Origin of the sequence: Bradyrhizobium sp. 63_E2_N1_3, from assembly GCF_052076005.1 — a bacterium.
In the GTDB taxonomy this organism is placed as follows: domain Bacteria; phylum Pseudomonadota; class Alphaproteobacteria; order Rhizobiales; family Xanthobacteraceae; genus Bradyrhizobium; species Bradyrhizobium barranii.
Map to the genome: position 1 here is coordinate 4,426,623 of NZ_CP197235.1, position 18,817 is coordinate 4,445,439.

Sequence of the window (18,817 nt, forward strand, 5' to 3'; positions counted from 1 at the left end):
AAGCCATGAACTACCAGATCAACACGCGCATTATCGCCAACCCGCTCGCGGCAGGGCTCGCAGCCGGGGAAGCGACGACGGACCGGATCGCATGGGTGAGGACGTCGCTCGTCTTCCTGCCGCTCGCCCAGGCGATCAGCGATGCCAAGGTTCTCACCGGCCGGCAAAAACCCCTCACCGAGATCGCCTTCCTGTTTGCCGAGATCGAGACCGAGAACGGCCACAGCGGCATCGGCTACAGCTATTCGAAGCGCGCCGGTGGTCCGGGGCAGTTTGCGCACGCCAGGGAGATCGCCGGCGAGCTGATCGGCGAGGATCCGAGCGACATCGCGCGTCTGTGGGACAAGCTCGTCTGGGCCGGCGCCTCGGTCGGCCGCAGCGGCATGTCCACGCAGGCCATCGCCGCCTTCGACATCGCGCTGTGGGATCTCAAGGCCAAGCGCGCCAAGCTGCCGCTGGCAAAGCTGCTCGGTGCCCATCGTGACTCCGTGCGCTGCTACAACACCTCCGGCGGATACCTTTCGATGCCGATCGAGGAGGTGAAGGAGCGCGTCAGCATGGCGCTCGACAGGGGCATCGGCGCCATCAAGCTGAAGGTCGGCCAGCCCGACCCGATGGTCGACCTCAAGCGCATCGAGGCGGTTCGCAACCACATCGGCGACGTTCCGCTGGCGATCGACGCCAACCAGCAATGGGACCGCACCACGGCTCTGCGCTTCGGCCGCATCGCCGAGCAATTTAACCTGACCTGGATCGAGGAGCCGCTCGACGCCTACGACTACGAAGGTCATGCGGCGCTGGCAGCCGAGCTTGCGACCCCGATTGCGACCGGCGAGATGTTGACCAGCATCGACGAGCATTACGAGCTGATCCGCAACAATTCGGTCGATTTCATCCAGCCGGATGCGCCGCGCGTCGGCGGCATCACGCCGTTCCTCAAGATCCTCGCGCTCGCCGACCACAAGAAGCTCCAGCTCGCGCCGCACTATTGCATGGAGATCCATCTGCACCTGACCGCGGCCTATGCCCGGGAGCCCTGGGTCGAGCATTTCGAGTGGTCGGAGGCGATGTTCAACGAAAAGCTCGAGGTCGTGAACGGCCGCATGATCGTGCCGAACCGGCCGGGCCTCGGCTTCAGCCTGTCGGAGCAGGCGCGCGCCTGGGCCCGTGACGTCCACGAGGTCGGAAAGCGCCGCTGAGGGAGGATGGCCATGTACGAACCAAAGACGAAGCTTAGTCCCCTGGATCCGTCTGTCATCCGCCGGCTGAAGGATGTCTCCTCGGGTTCGCTGACCACCGAGCTGTTCAAGAAAGGCCTGCGCCAGTGCTTTCTGGTCGGGCTGGTGCCGATGAACAAGGACGCGGTCCGCTTCGCCGGTGAAGCTTTCACCATGCGGATGATCCCGGCGCGAGAGGATCTCGATACCATAGAGACACTCACGCCGTATCCGAACGCGGACAATCTGCAATGGGAAGCGGTCGAGAACATTCCGCCCGGCCATGTCCTGGTGATCGACAGCCGCAACGATCCACGCGCAGCATCGGCGGGCGCCATGCTGCCGACGCGGATGAAGGTGCGCGGCGCAGCCGCGATCGTCACCGATGGCGCGTTTCGTGACGGCCAGGAGCTGGCGCGGCTCGATTTCCCGGCCTATGCGCGGCAGGTCACCGCATCGACGCGGTTGTCCTATCATCGCGTCGCGGACCTGAATATCCCGATCGCCTGCGCCGACGTGGCGGTCTACCCGGGCGACATCATCGTCGGTGACGGTGACGGCATCACGGTCGTGCCACGGCATTTGGCCGCCGAAATGGCCGACCTCTGCGAGAGGCGGGACCAGCTCGAGAAGTACCTGTCGTATCGTATCAGTGCCGGCGAGCCGCTCTACGGCGTCTATCCGCCCACACCCGCCGTGCGCGCCGACTTTGAGGCTTGGAAAAAGGCCGGTGCGGATCCGGCGAGGGCCACGACGATCCGGGCGGGAGCCTGACATGAGCAAGACATCGCCCGCCGCCATGGAGGCGACGATCCGTCGCTATTTCGACGCCTGCAACGCCGCCGACTACGATGCCTTGATGGCCTGCTTCACGGCGGACGCGGTTCACTACTTCCCGTCCGGCTTGCCGGACATTCCATGGCGTGGCGCCGATACCATCGCGCGCAAATGGATCTGGTGCGTCGAGAATCTCGGGTCGCAATGGACGATCGAAAAGATTCTTTGCTCGTCGACGTCGCCGGAAGCCGTGATCGAATGGACGCACTGGAAGCGCAAGCAGGGCACGGCGCTTCGCGGCGACGAATGGTACGCGTTCGAAGGGGCGAGCGGTCGCATCAAGGAGATCAGGGCTTATTATGCGGCGCCCGCCGATCCATCGGCCCGGATCTGCGAGCTCGTCGATTTCGACTATCGCGATCGCGGCTATCACCTTTCGTCCGAATAGCATCGGGCGTCCATGCCGTTCCTGGGCGGCGTGGGCGCCTTCACCGCCGTCATCGTGACGCGCACCGGGCTGACCAGCGCGGTCTGGCTCGCCGGCCAGCGATGCGCGCCGTGCAGCGAAACGAGGACCTTTGCGGCGAAGCACCTCGGTGCGATCAGGGCGAAAATTGCGGAGCTGCGTGTGCTGGAAGCGAGAGTGGCGTCGCTGGTGAGCGGCTGCGAGGCGACATGCAGCGGCAGCGTCGCGCCGGACTGTGTGATCTTGCAGTCGGGATGCGGACCTCATAGCGCGCCAAGCTGAGGCGCGATCCAAGTGCGAATTCCCGCATTCCACAGGGCACAGGGCTCATGACCCGCAACGAATCGTTGACACCCGGCTGCATATGTCACCACATGTGGGCGTCACGGTTCCGCTGGATCGCAAGATTTAGTGGCTAAGAGGGAAGCCGGTGAACCGCGCGAGAGCGCGGAATTCCGGCGCTGCCCCCGCAACTGTCAGCAGCGAGCTGCTTCCGAACAATCGTCACTGGCGCCTTTCGCGCCGGGAAGACGGGAAGTGGGCGACGACCTGCGAGCCAGGAGACCTGCCGCGACAATCTGAACGTCCACGGGCGGGGTGTCCGGCGGTCGCTTGCATGCACCGCCCGGCAACTCTGCTGCCGGCGTTTCTGCAGCGTCCTTCCTTACAGCCCCGTTCAAACACAACGCGCGCATCACGGGGCCCATTGATGTCACTGAACCTGCACGACGCGGACACCGCCTCCGCACCCATCGTTCATTTGCGTCCACAATCGCTTGCGCCTGCTTCGAGCGAGCCGGCTATGCAGATCATCCGTCGCAACGGCAAGGTCTCGCCGTTCGATTCCGCCAAGATCGCGGTCGCCATGACCAAGGCTTTCCTTGCGGTCGAAGGCACCAGCGCGGTCGCCTCGCGTCGCGTCCATGAGAGCGTGGAGCAGCTCACGGCCGAAGTCGTCGCTGCGCTGATGCGGCGGGCAGGCGAGGGACGCACCTTCCATATCGAGGACGTGCAGGACCAGGTCGAGCTCGCCTTGATGCGGAGCGAGCACCACAAGGTCGCACGCGCCTATGTGCTGTACCGCGAGGAGCGGTCGCGCCAGCGCGCCGAGGAGGCGGCCGCGGAAGCGACGCCCGCTGTCGCGCCGGTCCTTCATGTCACGCTCGCCGACGGTTCGCGCGTTGGTCTCGACACCAAGCGGCTTGCGCTGATTATCGGCGAAGCCTGCGCCGGTCTCGACGGCGTCTCCGCGGCACCCGTGCTCACCGAGACCACCCGCAATCTCTACGACGGCATCAGCCAGGACGAACTGGCGCTGGCCTCGATCATGGCCGCACGCACGCTGGTCGAGCAGGAGCCGAATTATGCTTATGTCAGTGCGCGCCTGCTGCTGGACAAGCTCCGCGGCGAGGTGCTGTCCTACGTCCATGGCGTGCCGACGTCCGCCTCGCAGGCCGACATGACGATGCGCTACGTCGAATACTTCCCGGCCTATCTGAAGACCGGCATCGCCGCCGAACTGCTCGATCCTGAACTCGCCCGCTTCGACCTTGGCCGGATCGCGGCCGCGTTGAAGCCGGAACGCGACCTGAACTTCCAGTTCCTCGGTCTTCAGACGCTCTACGACCGCTACTTCCTGCACGTCCGAGGCAAGCGGATCGAATTGCCGCAGGCCTTCTTCATGCGTGTCGCGATGGGCTTGGCGGTGCGCGAAATCGATCGCGAGGCCAAGGCGATCGAGTTCTACGATCTGCTGTCATCGTTCGACTTCATGGCCTCGACGCCGACGCTGTTCAATTCGGGTACGCTGCGTCCGCAATTGTCGTCCTGCTTCCTGACCACAGTGTCGGACGACCTCGACGGCATCTTCAAGTCAATCAAGGACAATGCGCTGCTCGCAAAATATTCCGGCGGTCTCGGCAACGACTGGACCCCGGTTCGTGGCCTCGGCGCCCACATCAAGGGCACCAACGGCGAAAGCCAGGGCATCATCCCATTCCTGAAGGTCGCCAACGACACCGCGATTGCCGTCAACCAGGGCGGTAAGCGCAAGGGCGCCGTCTGCGCCTATCTGGAGACATGGCACGTCGATATCGAGGAATTCCTCGACCTGCGCAAGAACACCGGTGACGACCGCCGCCGCACCCACGACATGAACACCGCCAATTGGGTGCCGGACCTGTTCATGCAGCGCGTCGATGCCGATGGCGAATGGACGCTGTTCTCGCCTGACGAGACGCCCGATTTGCACGATCTCTATGGCGAGGCGTTCAAGACGGCTTACGAGGCCTATGAGGCCAGGGCGAAGGCCGGCGGCATGCGCGTCTTCAAGACCGTGCGCGCGAGCGACCTCTGGCGTCGCATGTTGACCATGCTGTTTGAGACCGGTCATCCCTGGATCACCTTCAAGGACCCCTGCAATCTGCGTTCGCCGCAACGCCACGCGGGCGTGATCCATTCCTCGAACCTCTGCACCGAGATCACGCTGAACACCTCGGGCGACGAGGTCGCGGTCTGCAATCTCGGCTCCGTCAACATGCTCAACCATGTCGGGCCTGATGGTGTCGACCAGGCCAAGCTGAAGCGGACGGTGACCACCGCCGTCCGGATGCTCGACAACGTCATCGACATCAATTTCTACACGATCCCCGAAGCGCGCCGCTCCAACATGCGTCATCGTCCCGTCGGGCTCGGCCTGATGGGCTTTCAGGAAGCGCTTCAGGTCCAGCGCATTCCGACCGCGTCCGACGCGGCCGTGGCGTTTGCCGACACCAGCATGGAGGCAATCTCGTTCCACGCGATCGAAGCGTCGTCCGATCTCGCCGCGGAGCGCGGACGCTATCCGAGCTTCGAGGGCTCGCTGTGGTCGAAGGGCGTCTTGCCGCTCGACTCCATCCAGCTTCTCGCCGACGCGCGCGGTGGTCTCGACGTCGATCGCTCCGCAACGCTCGACTGGGACGGCCTCCGCAAGAAGGTCACGTCCAGCGGCATGCGCAACTCGAACGTCATGGCGATCGCGCCAACGGCGACGATCTCCAACATCTGCGGCGTCTCGCAGTCGATCGAGCCGAACTATCAGAACCTGTTCGTGAAATCGAACATGTCCGGGGACTTCACGGTCGTGAACGAGTTCCTGGTCCGCGACCTCAAGGCGAGGGGGCTTTGGGACGAGGTCATGGTCTCCGACCTCAAATATTTCGACGGCAGCGTCGGCCAGATCGACCGCGTTCCTGACGATCTGAAGGCGCTCTACGCCACCGCCTTCGAGATCGACAGCGCCTGGCTGATCGAGGCGGCCGCGCGCCGGCAGAAATGGATCGACCAGTCGCAGTCGCTCAACCTCTACATCGCCAATCCCTCCGGCAAGAAGCTCGATGCGCTCTACCGGCTGGCCTGGCGACGCGGGTTGAAGACGACCTATTACCTGCGCTCCCGCAGCGCCACGCATGTCGAGAAATCGACGCTGAAGGGCACTGACGGAAAGCTCAATGCGGTGTCCGCGTCAGTGGCAGTGTCGCACGCGCCGATCATGATGCCGACCGCAGCAACGCCGGACCTCGACGGCATCAAGGCCTGCCGGATCGACGATCCCGAATGCGAAGCGTGCCAGTGAGGAGATGACGATGCTCGACTGGTCCGATACCGAAACCACAGCGGCCGCTCCTGCCGTCTCAAGTCTCGCCACCGCACTGCGTCCGCAGACCCAGCTCAAGCTCGAGCCGGCCGACCCGACCGGCCTAGGTGCGATCGACCGCGCCGGCGGCCGCGTCTCCGTCGACGAGAAGCGGATGATCAACTGCCGCGCCGACGTCAACCAGCTGCTTCCGCTGAAGTACAAATGGGCCTGGGAGAAGTATCTCTCAGGCTGCAACAATCACTGGATGCCGACCGAAGTTTCGATGCAGGCCGACATCGCGCTATGGAAGTCGCGGGACGGGCTGACCGAGGACGAGCGGCGCGCGATCAAGCGCAATCTCGGATTCTTCGCGGCTTCCGAATCGCTGGTCGCCAACAACATCGTGCTGGCGATCTACCGTCACCTCACCAATCCGGAGTGCAGGCAGTACCTCCTTCGGCAGGCCTTCGAGGAGGCGGTTCACACCCACACCTTTCAGTATATCGTGGAAAGCCTCGGCCTCGACGAAGGCGAGCTGTTCAACATGTACCGCGAGGTGCCGTCGATCACGGACAAGGCGGCCTGGGCGCTCAAGCACACGCAGCACCTGGACGATCCATCGTTCCAGACGGGGACGCCGGATAGCGACCGCGCCTTCCTGCGCGATCTCGTCGCCTTCTACGTCGTGTTCGAGGGCATGTGGTTCTACACCGGCTTCGCGCAGATCCTGTCGCTCGGCCGCCGCAACAAGATGGTCGGCATCGCCGAGCAGTATCAATACATCCTGCGCGACGAGAGCATCCATCTCAACTTCGGCATCGACGTGATCAACCAGATCAAGATCGAGAACCCACATCTGTGGACGGCAGCGTTCCAGGACGAGATCCGCGGCATGATCCGCGACGCAGCCGAATTGGAGGCCGCCTACGGACGGGACACGATGCCGCGCGGCTTCCTCGGCCTGAATGCTGCGCTGTGCGAGCAGTACATGCACTTCATCGCCAACCGGCGCTGTGCGCAGATCGGGCTCGCTCCGGTGTTCGCCGAGGTCGAGAACCCGTTCCCGTGGATGTCCGAGGCAATGGATCTGAAGAAGGAGAAGAACTTCTTCGAGACCCGCGTCATCGAATACCAGAATGGTGGTGCGCTGACTTGGGAATAGCACCGATCATGACTATGCCGCGGGCGTGCCACCTGTGCTAAACGGTGGCACGCGTACGACTGCAGGGGGATGAGGTGGAGATCCGACGAGACGATCCGACGGCGCCCTATGTCGCCGACTTGTTGGCACATCATCTCGAGGAGCTGCGCAGCGTCATGGCCGAGCGCGCCTTCGCTCTCGATGCCACCGGCCTTTCGGCTGCCTCCGTGACCTTCTGGACGGCTTGGCAGGACGATGTCCTGCTCGGGTTCGGTGCGCTGAAGGAGCTGGATCATACGCATGGCGAGGTGAAGTCGATGCGTGCCGCTCCCGCTGCACGGGGCACCGGGGTAGGGCGCGCACTGCTGAGCCATATCATCGCCGAAGCCCGCAGGCGGGGTTACGTGCACCTCAGCCTGGAGACCGGCACGGCAGCCCTGCACGCGCCCGCCATCTCGCTCTACCGCAGCGCCGGTTTCGTCTCCTGCGCGCCGTTCGCCGACTATGAGGCGAGCCCGCACAACCAGTTCATGCGGCTCGACCTGACGGATTGAGCTGGGCGCTTGGCGCTCATCAGTCCCGCCTCAGGATGACGGTGTTGGTACTGCGGGCCGCCGCGACTCAGGTGAGGCACACTCCGTTCCTGAGACCCGCGCTGGGGTGCGCCGAAACAGATTTGAAATCTAAAGTTGTGGATTGTCATAATCACGAGGGTATCGCAGTAAGCCAACCCGTGTCTTTCCGGTAACGTTTGTGCTGTCTCTGCAACACCCATCTTGGATTAAACCCTTATCTCCGTCCGTTCGCATCAGCGCCGCTTTTTAGCCACACCCGAACATGAATAAAATCGCTCTAAAGTTTGAAGGGCATCGGCGGTCTTCGAAGGACGGGAAATCCCAAGGTCGATTCAAATCTTGGCTCTGATTTTTCGGGTCTGAAAAGGTTGGCCGGGGAAACTGGTTTGCGATGGACGCAAAGACCGACATCAAGCAGAGGCTGCCGAGCCGTCACGTGACGGAAGGCCCGACGCGCGCGCCGCACCGGTCCTACTTCTACGCCATGGGTCTGACCACCGACCAGATCCACCAGCCCTTCGTCGGCGTCGCCTCCTGCTGGAACGAGGCCGCCCCCTGCAACATCTCCCTGATGCGCCAGGCCCAGGCGGTGAAAAAGGGCGTGGCATCCGCCGGCGGCACCCCCCGTGAATTCTGCACCATCACCGTCACCGACGGCATCGCCATGGGCCATGACGGCATGCGCTCGTCGCTGCCGTCGCGCGAGTGCATCGCCGATTCCGTCGAGCTGACCGTGCGCGGCCACGCCTATGATGCGCTCGTGGGCCTTGCCGGTTGCGACAAGTCGCTGCCGGGCATGATGATGGCGATGGTCCGTCTCAACGTGCCCTCGATCTTCATTTACGGCGGCTCGATCCTGCCCGGCAATTTCCGGGGACAGCAGGTCACCGTGCAGGACATGTTCGAGGCGGTCGGCAAGCACTCGGTCGGCGCCATGTCGGACGAGGACCTCGACGAGATCGAGCGCGTGGCGTGCCCCTCGGCGGGCGCCTGCGGCGCACAGTTCACCGCCAACACCATGGCGACCGTCTCCGAGGCGATCGGCCTGGCGCTGCCGTACTCGGCCGGCGCCCCGGCACCGTATGAAATCCGCGACGCTTTCTGCATGACCGCGGGCGAGAAGGTCATGGACCTGATCGCCTCCAACCTCCGGCCGCGCGACATCGTGACACGGAAGGCGCTGGAGAACGCCGCCGCCGTGGTCGCGGCGTCCGGCGGCTCGACCAATGCTGCGCTGCACCTGCCGGCGATCGCGCATGAGTGCGGCATTAAGTTCGACCTGTTCGACGTCGCCGAAATCTTCAAAAAGACACCATATGTCGCGGATTTGAAGCCGGGTGGCCGTTATGTCGCCAAAGACATGTTTGAAGTAGGTGGCATACCGCTTCTGATGAAGACGCTGCTCGACAACGGATTTCTCCACGGCGACTGCATTACGGTCACCGGTCGAACGATCGCCGAAAACCTCAAAAGCGTTAAGTGGAATCCGCACCAGGATGTGGTGCACCCGGCAGACAAGCCGATCACCGTCACCGGTGGTGTGGTTGGTCTGAAGGGCAATCTGGCGCCAGAAGGTGCGATCGTGAAAGTCGCGGGAATGTCTAACCTGAGGTTCACCGGTCCGGCGCGATGCTTCGACCGGGAGGAGGACGCCTTCGAGGCCGTCCAGAACCGCACCTACAGGGAAGGCGAAGTCATCGTGATCCGCTACGAGGGCCCCAAGGGCGGTCCCGGCATGCGGGAAATGCTCCAGACCACCGCGGCGCTGACGGGCCAGGGCATGGGCGGTAAGATCGCGCTCATCACCGACGGCCGCTTCTCCGGCGCCACCCGCGGCTTCTGCATCGGCCATGTCGGGCCGGAAGCCGCCATCGGCGGCCCGATCGGGCTGCTCGAGGATGGCGACATCATCGAGATCGACGCGGTCGTAGGTACCCTTAACGTAAAATTGAGCGACCAAGAGCTCGCCCAGCGCAAGACCAAATGGAGCGCTCGCGCGACTAACCACACGTCGGGTGCGCTCTGGAAGTATGCTCAGCAGGTTGGACCAGCGGTCGGTGGGGCAGTAACCCATCCGGGCGGCGCGCACGAGAAACAGTGCTATGCGGACATCTAGGCGTGCCATAGTTGCGTTTGTGTTGGGGGTCGGTGCGCTGGCCGCGCCGGCGCTCGCCTTTGACGGTTCGGCCAGCAAGGACGCGGCCCTCCCGGTCGTGACCGCCTTGCCGGGCGCCGCGGGTGCCGTGCGCAGCAAGGTGGCGGCACCGGCGACCACGCCCCAGGAAACCTCGCTCAGCGCCCTGCAATATGCCGCCGAAGGCGGTCATCCCGGCGCTCAGTTCAAGCTCGGCCGCATGTATGCCAACGGCGACGGCGTCGCCCAGGACGATGTGCGCGCCTTCGAATATTTCAGCCGCATCGCCAATGCGCATGCCGAGGACAGCCCGTCGGCGCCGCAGGCGCAGGTCGTGGCCAACGCCTTCGTCGCGCTCGGCCGCTACTATCTGAGCGGTATCCCGAACTCGAAGATCAAGCCGGATTCGGACCGGGCGCGGGAGATGTTCTCCTATGCGGCCTCCTATTTCGGCAATGCGGATGCGCAGTACGATCTCGCCCGGCTGTATCTGAAGACCCCGGACGCCTCGCGCGAGGATTTCCGCTATGGCGCGCGCTGGCTCGGCCTTGCCGCCCAGAAGGGCCAGCACGAGGCGCAGGCGCTGCTCGGCCAGATGCTGTTCAATGGCGACCGCCTGCCGCGGCAGGCCGCGCGTGGCCTGATGTGGCTGACGCTGGCGCGTGACAGCGCCGGTATCGAGGAAACCTGGATCAAGGAAAGCTACAACCGCGCTTTCGCCAAGGCCTCGGACGACGACCGCGCCATGTGCCTGCAAATGCTGGAACAGTGGGTGCAGGGCGTTCAGGGCCGCCGGTAGTAGGTACCCCCGCCGGGTAGGTTAGCCCGCGGCTGCGCAAAGCGCAGTCCGCCGGCGCCATCCAGCACCTCCAGGCATCGGCTCAAGCCGCCTCCAGATCCAGATCCGCCCATACCGGCACGTGGTCCGACGGCTTCTCCCAAGCCCGCACATAGCTGTCGATGCCGACATTGGCGAGCCGGTCGCTGGCCTGCGGCGACAGCAGCAGATGGTCGATCCTCAAGCCATGGTTCTTCTGCCAGGCGCCGGCCTGGTAGTCCCAGAAGGTGTAGAGCCCGGGCTCGTCGGTGACCGCGCGCAGCGCGTCGGTGAGGCCGAGGCCCAGCAGGGACTGAAAGCTCTCCCGCGTCTCGGCCTTGAACAGGGCGTCCTCGGTCCAGGCGGCGGGATTATGGACGTCGCGGGCATGCGGGATAACGTTGAAGTCGCCTGCGAGGATCAGCGGCTCCTCGGCCTTGAGGCGCTCCCTCGAATACTCAAGAAGCCGCGACATCCATTTGAGCTTGTAAGGATATTTCTCGGTCCCGACCGGATTGCCATTGGGCAGATAGAGGCAGGCGATGCGCAGCACGCCGTGCTTGAGCGTGACCACGCCCTCGAGGAAACGGGCATGGGCATCCTCGTCGTCGCCGGCGAGGCCCGACTTGGTCTCGTCGAAGCGGAGCTTCGAGAGCAAAGCGACGCCGTTGAAGGTCTTCTGACCGTGGGTGACCACGTTGTAGCCGAGCGCCTCGATCTCTAGCCGGGGGAAGGCTTCGTCGACGCATTTGATCTCCTGCAGGCAGACGATGTCGGGCTGGCACTCCTTCAGCCAGGTCAACAGCAGGTCGATCCGCTGCCGGACCGAGTTCACGTTCCAGGTAGCAACTCTGATGGGCATTGGTGGGGCTCCGGGCAGGGGCCATGGTTAGAACAAACTGCAAACGCGCCCGTCAAGGACGCCGCAAAATCTCCCACAAAATTAACCCGGCTTAAGCCGGGCTCGGGCCACTGATACCGAAAAGGTTTTTCGAATGGGATGGCCGGACAAATCCATGAAGCAAGCTGAGCCGCGCGACGGCCTGATCGGCGCGTTCCTGTACTGGCTCGGCGGCTTCGAGATCGAGGACGGCCTGACCGCCGATCTCAGCGAGCGCGAGCTGCGCCGCATCCGCGCCAAGCAGATCGACGCGGTGATGCGCGCGATCCCGGTGACCATGGCCGTCACCATGCTCAACGTCGCCATCGTGCTGATCCTGTTCTGGGGCAGGGGCTGGAACGATTTCCTCGCAATCTGGGGCATGACCCTCGCCGTCACCGCCTCGCTTGCCGTGCGCGCGTGGCGGCGGTCGCATCAAAGCCCGCCGCAGGAAGCGTCACCGCGCGCCGCGCGGCAAATGCTGCGGCAGGCGTTCTTCCTCGCGGCGATCTGGGGCACGCTGCCGCTCGCGCTGTTCAGCCGGGTCGAGCCGACCAGTCAGCTCATCCTGGCCTGCCTGATGGTCGGCATGATGTCCGGCGGCGCCGTCACGCTGTCGACCTTCCCGCGCGCGGGCCTCGTCTATCTCGCGACCGTGACGATGGCCTGTGCCGGCGCGCTGTTCCTGTGCGGCACCGGGCCGTATCTGCTGACCGCGGTGTTCCTGCTGCTGTTCGCGTTCTTCATGGCGCGCAACATCGTCTCACAGGGCAATCTGTTCCTCGGCAATCTCAAGGCCCGGCTCGAGCTCGAACGTCAGACCGAGATCATCTCGCTGCTGCTGAAGGACTTTCAGGAGAACGCCAGCGACTGGTTGTGGCAGACCGACGCCGAAGGGCATCTCGTCGACGTGCCCCAACGCTTCGCCGAAGTGGCGCAGCTTCCGCTTCCGCTGCTGAAGGGCTCGCATTTCGTCGACGTGCTCGACATGCTCTGTCCCGACGACAAGAGCGCAGCCTACAACGTCGTCGGCCTGATGGAGCAGAGCGAGCCGCTGCACGAGATGAACCTCAAGGTCGTCGCCGGCGGCGAGGCGCGGCTGTGGTCGCTGACCGCGAAGCCGGCCTACGACCGCGACGGCCAGTTCCTCGGCTATCGCGGCTTCGGCCGCGACGTCACCGAGCGCTGGCGCGCGGAAAAGGCGGAGGCCGAGAGCCGCGCGAAGTCCGACTTCCTCGCGGTGATGAGCCACGAGATCCGCACGCCCATGAACGGCGTGCTCGGGCTTGCCAGCATGCTGCTGGAAACCAAGCTCGATCCGGAGCAGCACGAGGCCGTCACCTCGATCCGCGAGTCCGGCGACAATCTGCAGCGCATCCTCAACGATATCCTCGATCTGTCAAAGCTCGAGGCCGGTCGCTTCGCGTTCGAGGCGATCGACTTCGCCCCGCAGGCGCTGGTCGAGACGGTTGCGACCGTCGTGCGCGCAGGCGCCAAGAGCAAGGGGCTCGCCGTCAAGGTCGAGCTCGATCCGAACCTGCCGCCGACGCTGCGCGGTGATGTCGCGCGGATTCGGCAGGTGCTGCTCAACCTCGCCTCCAACGCGGTAAAGTTCACCGACGAAGGCGAGGTGACGATCAAGGCCACCTGCCAGGCGCGCCGCGATCTGCTTGCGACCGTCGAATGGACCGTGACCGACAGCGGCATCGGCATTGCGCCCGAGAAGCTCGGGGAGCTGTTCTCCGACTTCGCGCAGGCCGACGCCTCGATCAGCCGCCGCTTTGGCGGCACCGGACTAGGGCTTGCGATCTCCCGGCGCATCATCGAGCAGATGGGCGGCACCATCGGCGTCACCTCGACGCCGGGCGAGGGCTCGACCTTCCGCTTCACGCTGGTGCTGCCCTGGAGCCAGGCGCAGGCCTTCGACCAGGCCGCGGGCAGCGATGAAGCCGACGAGCTCAAGGCGCGGATCGCGGGGCTCGACCGGCCGCTGAGGGTGCTGGTGGCCGAGGACGATGCCGTCAACCGCATGGTCGTGACCAAGATGTTGGGGGCGTTCGACGTCGAGCTGCGCGTCGTCACCGACGGCGTCCAGGCGGTCGAGGCTGCATCGGAGAGCGATTACGATGTCGTGCTGATGGACGTGCGCATGCCGGACATGGACGGCCTTGCCGCGACGCGGGCGATCCGCGCTCAAGGCGGGCGTTTCGAAGCCTTGCCGATCGTCGCGCTGACCGCCAACGCCTTCCCCGAGGACGTCAAGATCTGCCGCGAGGCCGGCATGTCGGATTTTTTGGCAAAGCCGCTGCGTAAGCCCGCACTCGCGGCCGCCTTGTTGCGCGCGCTCGACGGCCACATGATGTCGGAGGGCGCGCCGCTTCAGCCGGAGCTGACGCCGCTCGACGTCGAGTGGACGGACGAGGAAAGGCAGATGACCGGCGTCTAGCCGGTCAGATCGAGAAGCTGGTCCCGCAGCCGCAGGACGGCTACGGGCGCGTGCGCCGGCAATGTAACGCGGCGCCGTTACAGTTTTCCATAGACGCGCCCGGCGACCGCCCTCAGGCGCTCGACCGAGCCGGACTCGGGATGCGGCTTGACCGGCGCGAACAGGATCGAAGCCTGCCTGCCGTTCTTCCAGACATAGATGTTAACGGCGTTGCCGTTGCCCTTGGTGCAGGAATGCTCGCCGAACGCTTCACTGCCGAGCTCGGGTATCGTCAAATGTTTGCAGGGGCCCGCGCGCTTCATCATGCCGATGACCGTGTCGCGCGACATCGCGATCACCGCGACGGTCATGGTATTGGCCTCGCGATCGAACATCATGCAGCTGCCGGCGCCGGTCCGCTGGACCGTCAGCGTGCTCTTGTCGAGAAAGCCGTCGGCATCGGCGGCCGTGAGCCACTCGCAATTGCCAAACCGCTCGCTGCTCTTGCTCACGTTGGCGATGGCAACGCGCGCGGCATCTGTGAGCGGTCCGAGCAGCGCGTCGTCGGCACGCCGGCCGATCGGATAGACGCTGATCTGCAGAATGTAATCGCCGGACAAGGCGACGACCGAGGCTTCCTGGCGTTCCGCGCTGGCGGCGCTCGTTCCGCCCTGGCCTTCGTCGCCGGTCCCCGCGACCGCGTTCAGCGGCATGCGCTCACCAAGCGTCTTGACGAAGGTCGCGTACAATTCCCTGGCGCGGTCGTTGTCGGGATTGCGGAACACGGTCAACATCATCGTGTCGCCGCGCCCGCCCTGGTAGATGCAGCCGCGGCCGTCCTGATTTGAAATCAGTGACCATTTGAGCGCCGGCATCGCGCGGGCGAGCTCCTGGGCGCTGATGAACGGGCAGGTTTCGGCCGCGCGCGCGGGAAGCACCGGGACGGCTGCGATTGCAAGGAATAGAGCGAGGCAACAGAACAGACGATCGAAAATGCGCATTGGATAATTTAATACCGCTATTGGCGCCGCTGACGAGATTTAAGCTTTCTAGAATGATTGGACAGGGGCCGCTTCGGCGTCAGACTGTATCGGACCCGCCGAGCCCCCTTGGGGACCTCGCGATGATCGCAACTTACCCCTGATTTGCCCGACGCGTCAAACAGTTTTCGTAAAGTCCGAAATGCATCGCGCCGGCTCCCGGCTACTTTGCATGGGGTTGTTTTTCAGATTTTAAGTCGGGCTAGATCGAGAAGCTGGTCCCGCAGCCGCAGGACGCCGTCGCATTGGGATTGTTGACGCGGAACGAGGCGCCGATCAGATCGTCGACAAAATCGACCTGCGAGCCCGCCAGGAACGGCTGGGAGGCGGAATCGACCAGCACGACCGCATTCTCCTGCTCGATCACAAGATCGTCGTCGGTGCGGTCGCGGTCGATGTCGAACTTGTACTGGAAGCCCGAGCAGCCGCCGCCCTCGACGGAGATGCGCAGCATCGCGCCAGAACCTTCGCCCTTGAGGATCTCCCCAATCCGGCGTGCGGCGCGGTCACTGATGGTCACGTCAGTCGTCATAGTTCATCTCCGATAGTCCCGCGGTCATACCAAGTTCACTTGCCCAATTCATTTGGTATCCCGCGTCCGGCATAGTTAAGTGCAAGCATACGCAGAATCAAATGGATAGGGACTAAATTCGTCGTGTCCGTCGGAATGGCAGCCCCCCGTGCGCCCTATGCCTGCGACCCCGACCGCAGCCGCGGCCGGCTGGTCGTGGAGCCGCCGAGCCGGACCCGCAGCCCGTTCCGGCGGGATTGCGACCGGGTGATCCATTCCACCGCGTTCCGCCGCCTGAAGTACAAGACCCAGGTCTTCGTGTTCCACGAGGGCGACCACTACCGCACCCGGCTGACCCATTCGCTGGAGGTGGCGCAGATCGCTCGCGCCCTGGCCCGGCAGCTCGGACTGGACGAGGACCTCACGGAAACGTTGGCGCTGGCTCATGATCTCGGCCATCCGCCGTTCGGCCACGCCGGCGAGCGGGCGCTGGATGCCTGCCTGAAGGATTTCGGCGGCTTCGACCACAACGCCCAGACCTTGCGGGTCGTTGCGTCGCTCGAGCACCGCTATCCGGAGTTCGACGGTCTCAACCTGACCTGGGAGTCGCTGGAGGGCATCGTCAAGCACAACGGCCCGCTGACGGATCGCAGCGGCGCGCCGGTCGGGCCCTATCGCGAGCATGGCATTCCGGTCGGCATCGCCGACTACATCAAGACCTACGATCTCGAATTGTGGAGCTTCGCCTCGCTGGAGGCGCAGGTTGCCGCGATCGCCGACGACATCGCCTATGATGCCCACGACATCGATGACGGTCTGCGCGCCGGCCTGTTCCATCTCGATGATCTCAAGGTGATGCCGCTGACCGCGGAGATCATTGCCGAGACCTCGGCGCATTATCCCGATCTCGAAGACGTCAGGCGCGGCGCCGAGCTGGTGCGCGAGCTGATCTCGCACCTGATCGGTGCGGTGTATTCGGAGGCGCAGAAGAACCTCGCCGCCGTGAAACCGCAATCGGCCCAGGACGTGCGCCGGCAGAGCCGGGCGCTGGTCACGTTCCCGGCGGCGGTTGCCGAGGAGGAGGCCGCCATCAAGCGCTTCCTCTATCAGCACATGTACCGCCACAAGCGGGTGATGCGGGTGATGGGGGAGGCGGAACAGATTCTGTTCGACCTGTTCGCAAAATACCTGACATCGCCCGGTGAGCTGCCACCGGAATGGCTGCTGGGGGCGGAGGCGGACAATGAGGGCGACCGGGCCCGCCGGATCGGCAATTTCATTGCCGGAATGACCGACCGTTTCGCCTTGACCGAGCACCAGCGGCTCTTTGACTCGACCCCGGATTTGCGTTAGGCGGCGGCCATGCCCGACACATCCTCAGCACCGCACCTGTTCGCCGACGTGCTCGCACGCGTGCACGCCGCCTGCCGCGCGCTCGCAGCGGACGCCAACTGGCCCGAGGGTATCGATTTCTCCCGCGTGGTGGTCGAGCCGCCGCGCGACGCCTCCCATGGCGACATGGCGACCAACGCCGCCATGGTGCTTGCGAAAGAGGCAAAGGCAAAGCCCCGCGACCTCGCCGAGCAGATCGCCGAGCGGCTCCGTGCCGACGCGCTGATCGCCAAGGTCGACGTCGCCGGCCCCGGCTTCATCAATCTGACGCTGAAGCCGGCCGCCTGGGCCGAGGCGCTGCGGACGGTGCTGCGCGAGGGGGCTGACTACGGCCGCGTCCACGGTGGCACCAAGGTCAATGTCGAATACGTCTCGGCGAACCCGACCGGACCGATGCATGTTGGCCATTGCCGCGGCGCCGTGTTCGGCGACGCGCTCGCAAGCCTGCTCCAGTTCGGTGGCCACGACGTCACCCGCGAATACTACATCAACGATGCCGGCGCCCAGGTCGACGTGCTCGCGCGTTCCGCCTTCCTGCGGTACCGCGAGGCACTTGGCGAAAACATCGGCGCGATCCCGGAAGGCCTTTACCCCGGCGACTATCTGAAGCCGGTGGGCGCGGCGCTGGCGAAGGAGCACGGCGACAAGCTGCTCGCGATGAGCGAGGCCGAGTGGCTGCCGACGGTGCGCGCCAAGGCAATCGCGATGATGATGGACGAGATCAAGGACGATCTCGCCGCCCTCAACATCCGCCACGAGGTGTTCTTCTCCGAGCGCTCGCTGATCGAGACCGGCAACAACAAGGTCGCCGAGACCATCGATTTCCTGAAGGCCAAGGGCGACATCTATGAAGGCCGCCTGCCGCCGCCGAAGGGCGCGCCGGTCGAGGATTGGGAAGACCGCGAGCAGCTGCTGTTCAAGGCGACGGCTTACGGCGACGATGTCGATCGTCCGCTGATCAAGTCGGATAATTCCTACACCTACTTCGCTTCCGACATCGCCTACCACAAGAACAAGTTCGACCGCGGCTTTGCCGAGATGATCGACGTCTGGGGCGCCGACCATGGCGGCTACATCAAGCGCATGCAGGCGGCGGTGAAGGCGACGACATCAGGCAAGGGCGCGCTCGACGTCAAGATCGTCCAGCTCGTGAAGTTGCTGCGCAACGGCGAGCCGGTGAAAATGTCGAAGCGGAGCGGGGACTTCGTCACCTTGCGTGAGGTGGTGGATGAGGTCGGCCAGGACGCCGTCCGCTTCATGATGCTCTACCGTAAGAACGACGCGGTGCTCGACTTCGACCTCGCCAAGGTCATGGAACAGTCGCGCGACAACCCGGTATTCTACGTCCAGTACGGCCACGCCCGCGGCCACTCGATCTTCCGCAACGCCCGGGCCGAGGTGTTCCCGGAACTGCCTGAGGATACCGGCAAGCGGATCGCGTGGCTCGGCGAGTCGGCGGTGGAACGGCTGTCGGACCCGGTCGAGCTTGAGCTGCTCAAGCGCCTCGCAATTTTTCCGCGCATGCTGGAGGCCGCCGCCGCGGCCCATGAGCCGCACCGAATTGCCTTCTATCTCTATGACTTAGCGAGCGAATTTCACGCACTTTGGACGAAGGGGCGCGATTTGCCCTATTTACGCTTCATTATCAATAATGATGCAGATCTTACAAAGGCGCGACTGGCCATGGTCCAGGGCGTCGTCTCTGTCCTGGCATCGGGCCTCGCCATCCTCGGCGTCCATGCTCCGGACGAGATGCGGTAGTTTGGGGCGAACTACTTAAGGGGAATTTTGGGGGTAACCGGCAGAAGCCGGACCGCTTAGACTTG

At 64.4% G+C, this 18,817-nt stretch carries 15 protein-coding genes and 1 riboswitch; of the genes, 12 read left to right on the forward strand and 3 right to left on the reverse strand.

Features of this window, described 5'->3' with window-relative positions:
• Nucleotides 1–5: 5 nt before the first annotated feature.
• From AB7531_RS21035 to AB7531_RS21075, 9 genes are all read left to right on the forward strand, one after another.
• Nucleotides 6–1,199 (forward strand): L-talarate/galactarate dehydratase, encoded by a 1,194-nt coding sequence (locus AB7531_RS21035; RefSeq protein WP_063983097.1) that lies wholly within the window; start codon nt 6–8, stop codon nt 1,197–1,199.
• 12 nt (nt 1,200–1,211) lie between these two features.
• The gene (locus tag AB7531_RS21040) at nt 1,212–1,991 is read left to right on the forward strand and encodes a ribonuclease activity regulator RraA (RefSeq protein ID WP_231142072.1); all 780 of its coding nucleotides are present in this window, start codon (nt 1,212–1,214) and stop codon (nt 1,989–1,991) included.
• Between the two features lies 1 nt (nt 1,992).
• Nucleotides 1,993–2,442, forward strand: coding sequence for a nuclear transport factor 2 family protein (locus tag AB7531_RS21045; protein WP_063983099.1), 450 nt, complete (start codon nt 1,993–1,995; stop codon nt 2,440–2,442).
• A gap of 12 nt (nt 2,443–2,454) precedes the next feature.
• Complete coding sequence (locus AB7531_RS21050) at nt 2,455–2,742, forward strand: hypothetical protein (RefSeq protein WP_063983100.1); 288 nt, start codon at nt 2,455–2,457, stop codon at nt 2,740–2,742.
• Between the two features lie 87 nt (nt 2,743–2,829).
• Nucleotides 2,830–3,047, forward strand: a riboswitch (cobalamin riboswitch).
• Between the two features lie 122 nt (nt 3,048–3,169).
• A complete protein-coding gene (locus AB7531_RS21055; protein ID WP_063983101.1) occupies nt 3,170–6,073 on the forward strand; it encodes a ribonucleoside-diphosphate reductase subunit alpha in 2,904 nt (967 codons plus the stop codon).
• 10 nt (nt 6,074–6,083) lie between these two features.
• Nucleotides 6,084–7,238, forward strand: coding sequence for a ribonucleotide-diphosphate reductase subunit beta (locus AB7531_RS21060; RefSeq protein ID WP_063986348.1), 1,155 nt, complete (start codon nt 6,084–6,086; stop codon nt 7,236–7,238).
• 74 nt (nt 7,239–7,312) lie between these two features.
• Nucleotides 7,313–7,771 (forward strand): GNAT family N-acetyltransferase, encoded by a 459-nt coding sequence (locus AB7531_RS21065; RefSeq protein ID WP_063983102.1) that lies wholly within the window; start codon nt 7,313–7,315, stop codon nt 7,769–7,771.
• 412 nt (nt 7,772–8,183) lie between these two features.
• Entirely contained in the window at nt 8,184–9,908 is a 1,725-nt protein-coding gene (gene ilvD, locus AB7531_RS21070; protein ID WP_063983103.1) for a dihydroxy-acid dehydratase, read from the forward strand.
• On the forward strand, nt 9,895–10,725 hold the full coding sequence (locus AB7531_RS21075) for a tetratricopeptide repeat protein (RefSeq protein WP_063983104.1): 831 nt from the start codon (nt 9,895–9,897) through the stop codon (nt 10,723–10,725). Before ilvD ends, AB7531_RS21075 begins: the two co-directional genes overlap by 14 nt.
• 82 nt (nt 10,726–10,807) lie before the next feature.
• Here the strand turns inward: AB7531_RS21075 and xth are convergent, their stop codons facing one another.
• Entirely contained in the window at nt 10,808–11,605 is a 798-nt protein-coding gene (gene xth, locus AB7531_RS21080; RefSeq protein ID WP_014495040.1) for an exodeoxyribonuclease III, read from the reverse strand.
• Between the two features lie 133 nt (nt 11,606–11,738).
• On the opposite strand from xth, the gene AB7531_RS21085 reads away from it, so the two are divergent.
• Nucleotides 11,739–14,069: a hybrid sensor histidine kinase/response regulator gene (locus AB7531_RS21085; protein ID WP_063983105.1), complete on the forward strand. Its 2,331-nt coding sequence runs from the start codon at nt 11,739–11,741 to the stop codon at nt 14,067–14,069.
• Between the two features lie 77 nt (nt 14,070–14,146).
• Here AB7531_RS21085 and AB7531_RS21090 read toward each other — a convergent pair whose 3' ends face one another.
• Both AB7531_RS21090 and erpA read right to left on the reverse strand, forming a co-directional pair.
• Nucleotides 14,147–15,049: a hypothetical protein gene (locus AB7531_RS21090; protein WP_063983106.1), complete on the reverse strand. Its 903-nt coding sequence runs from the start codon at nt 15,047–15,049 to the stop codon at nt 14,147–14,149.
• A gap of 241 nt (nt 15,050–15,290) precedes the next feature.
• Entirely contained in the window at nt 15,291–15,620 is a 330-nt protein-coding gene (gene erpA, locus AB7531_RS21095; RefSeq protein ID WP_014495044.1) for an iron-sulfur cluster insertion protein ErpA, read from the reverse strand.
• Between the two features lie 123 nt (nt 15,621–15,743).
• Here erpA and AB7531_RS21100 point away from each other — a divergent pair, with 123 nt between their 5' ends.
• Entirely contained in the window at nt 15,744–16,952 is a 1,209-nt protein-coding gene (locus AB7531_RS21100; protein ID WP_094184451.1) for a deoxyguanosinetriphosphate triphosphohydrolase, read from the forward strand.
• 9 nt (nt 16,953–16,961) lie between these two features.
• Nucleotides 16,962–18,752: an arginine--tRNA ligase gene (gene argS / locus AB7531_RS21105; protein WP_441280051.1), complete on the forward strand. Its 1,791-nt coding sequence runs from the start codon at nt 16,962–16,964 to the stop codon at nt 18,750–18,752.
• The last annotated feature ends 65 nt before the right edge of the window (nt 18,753–18,817 follow it).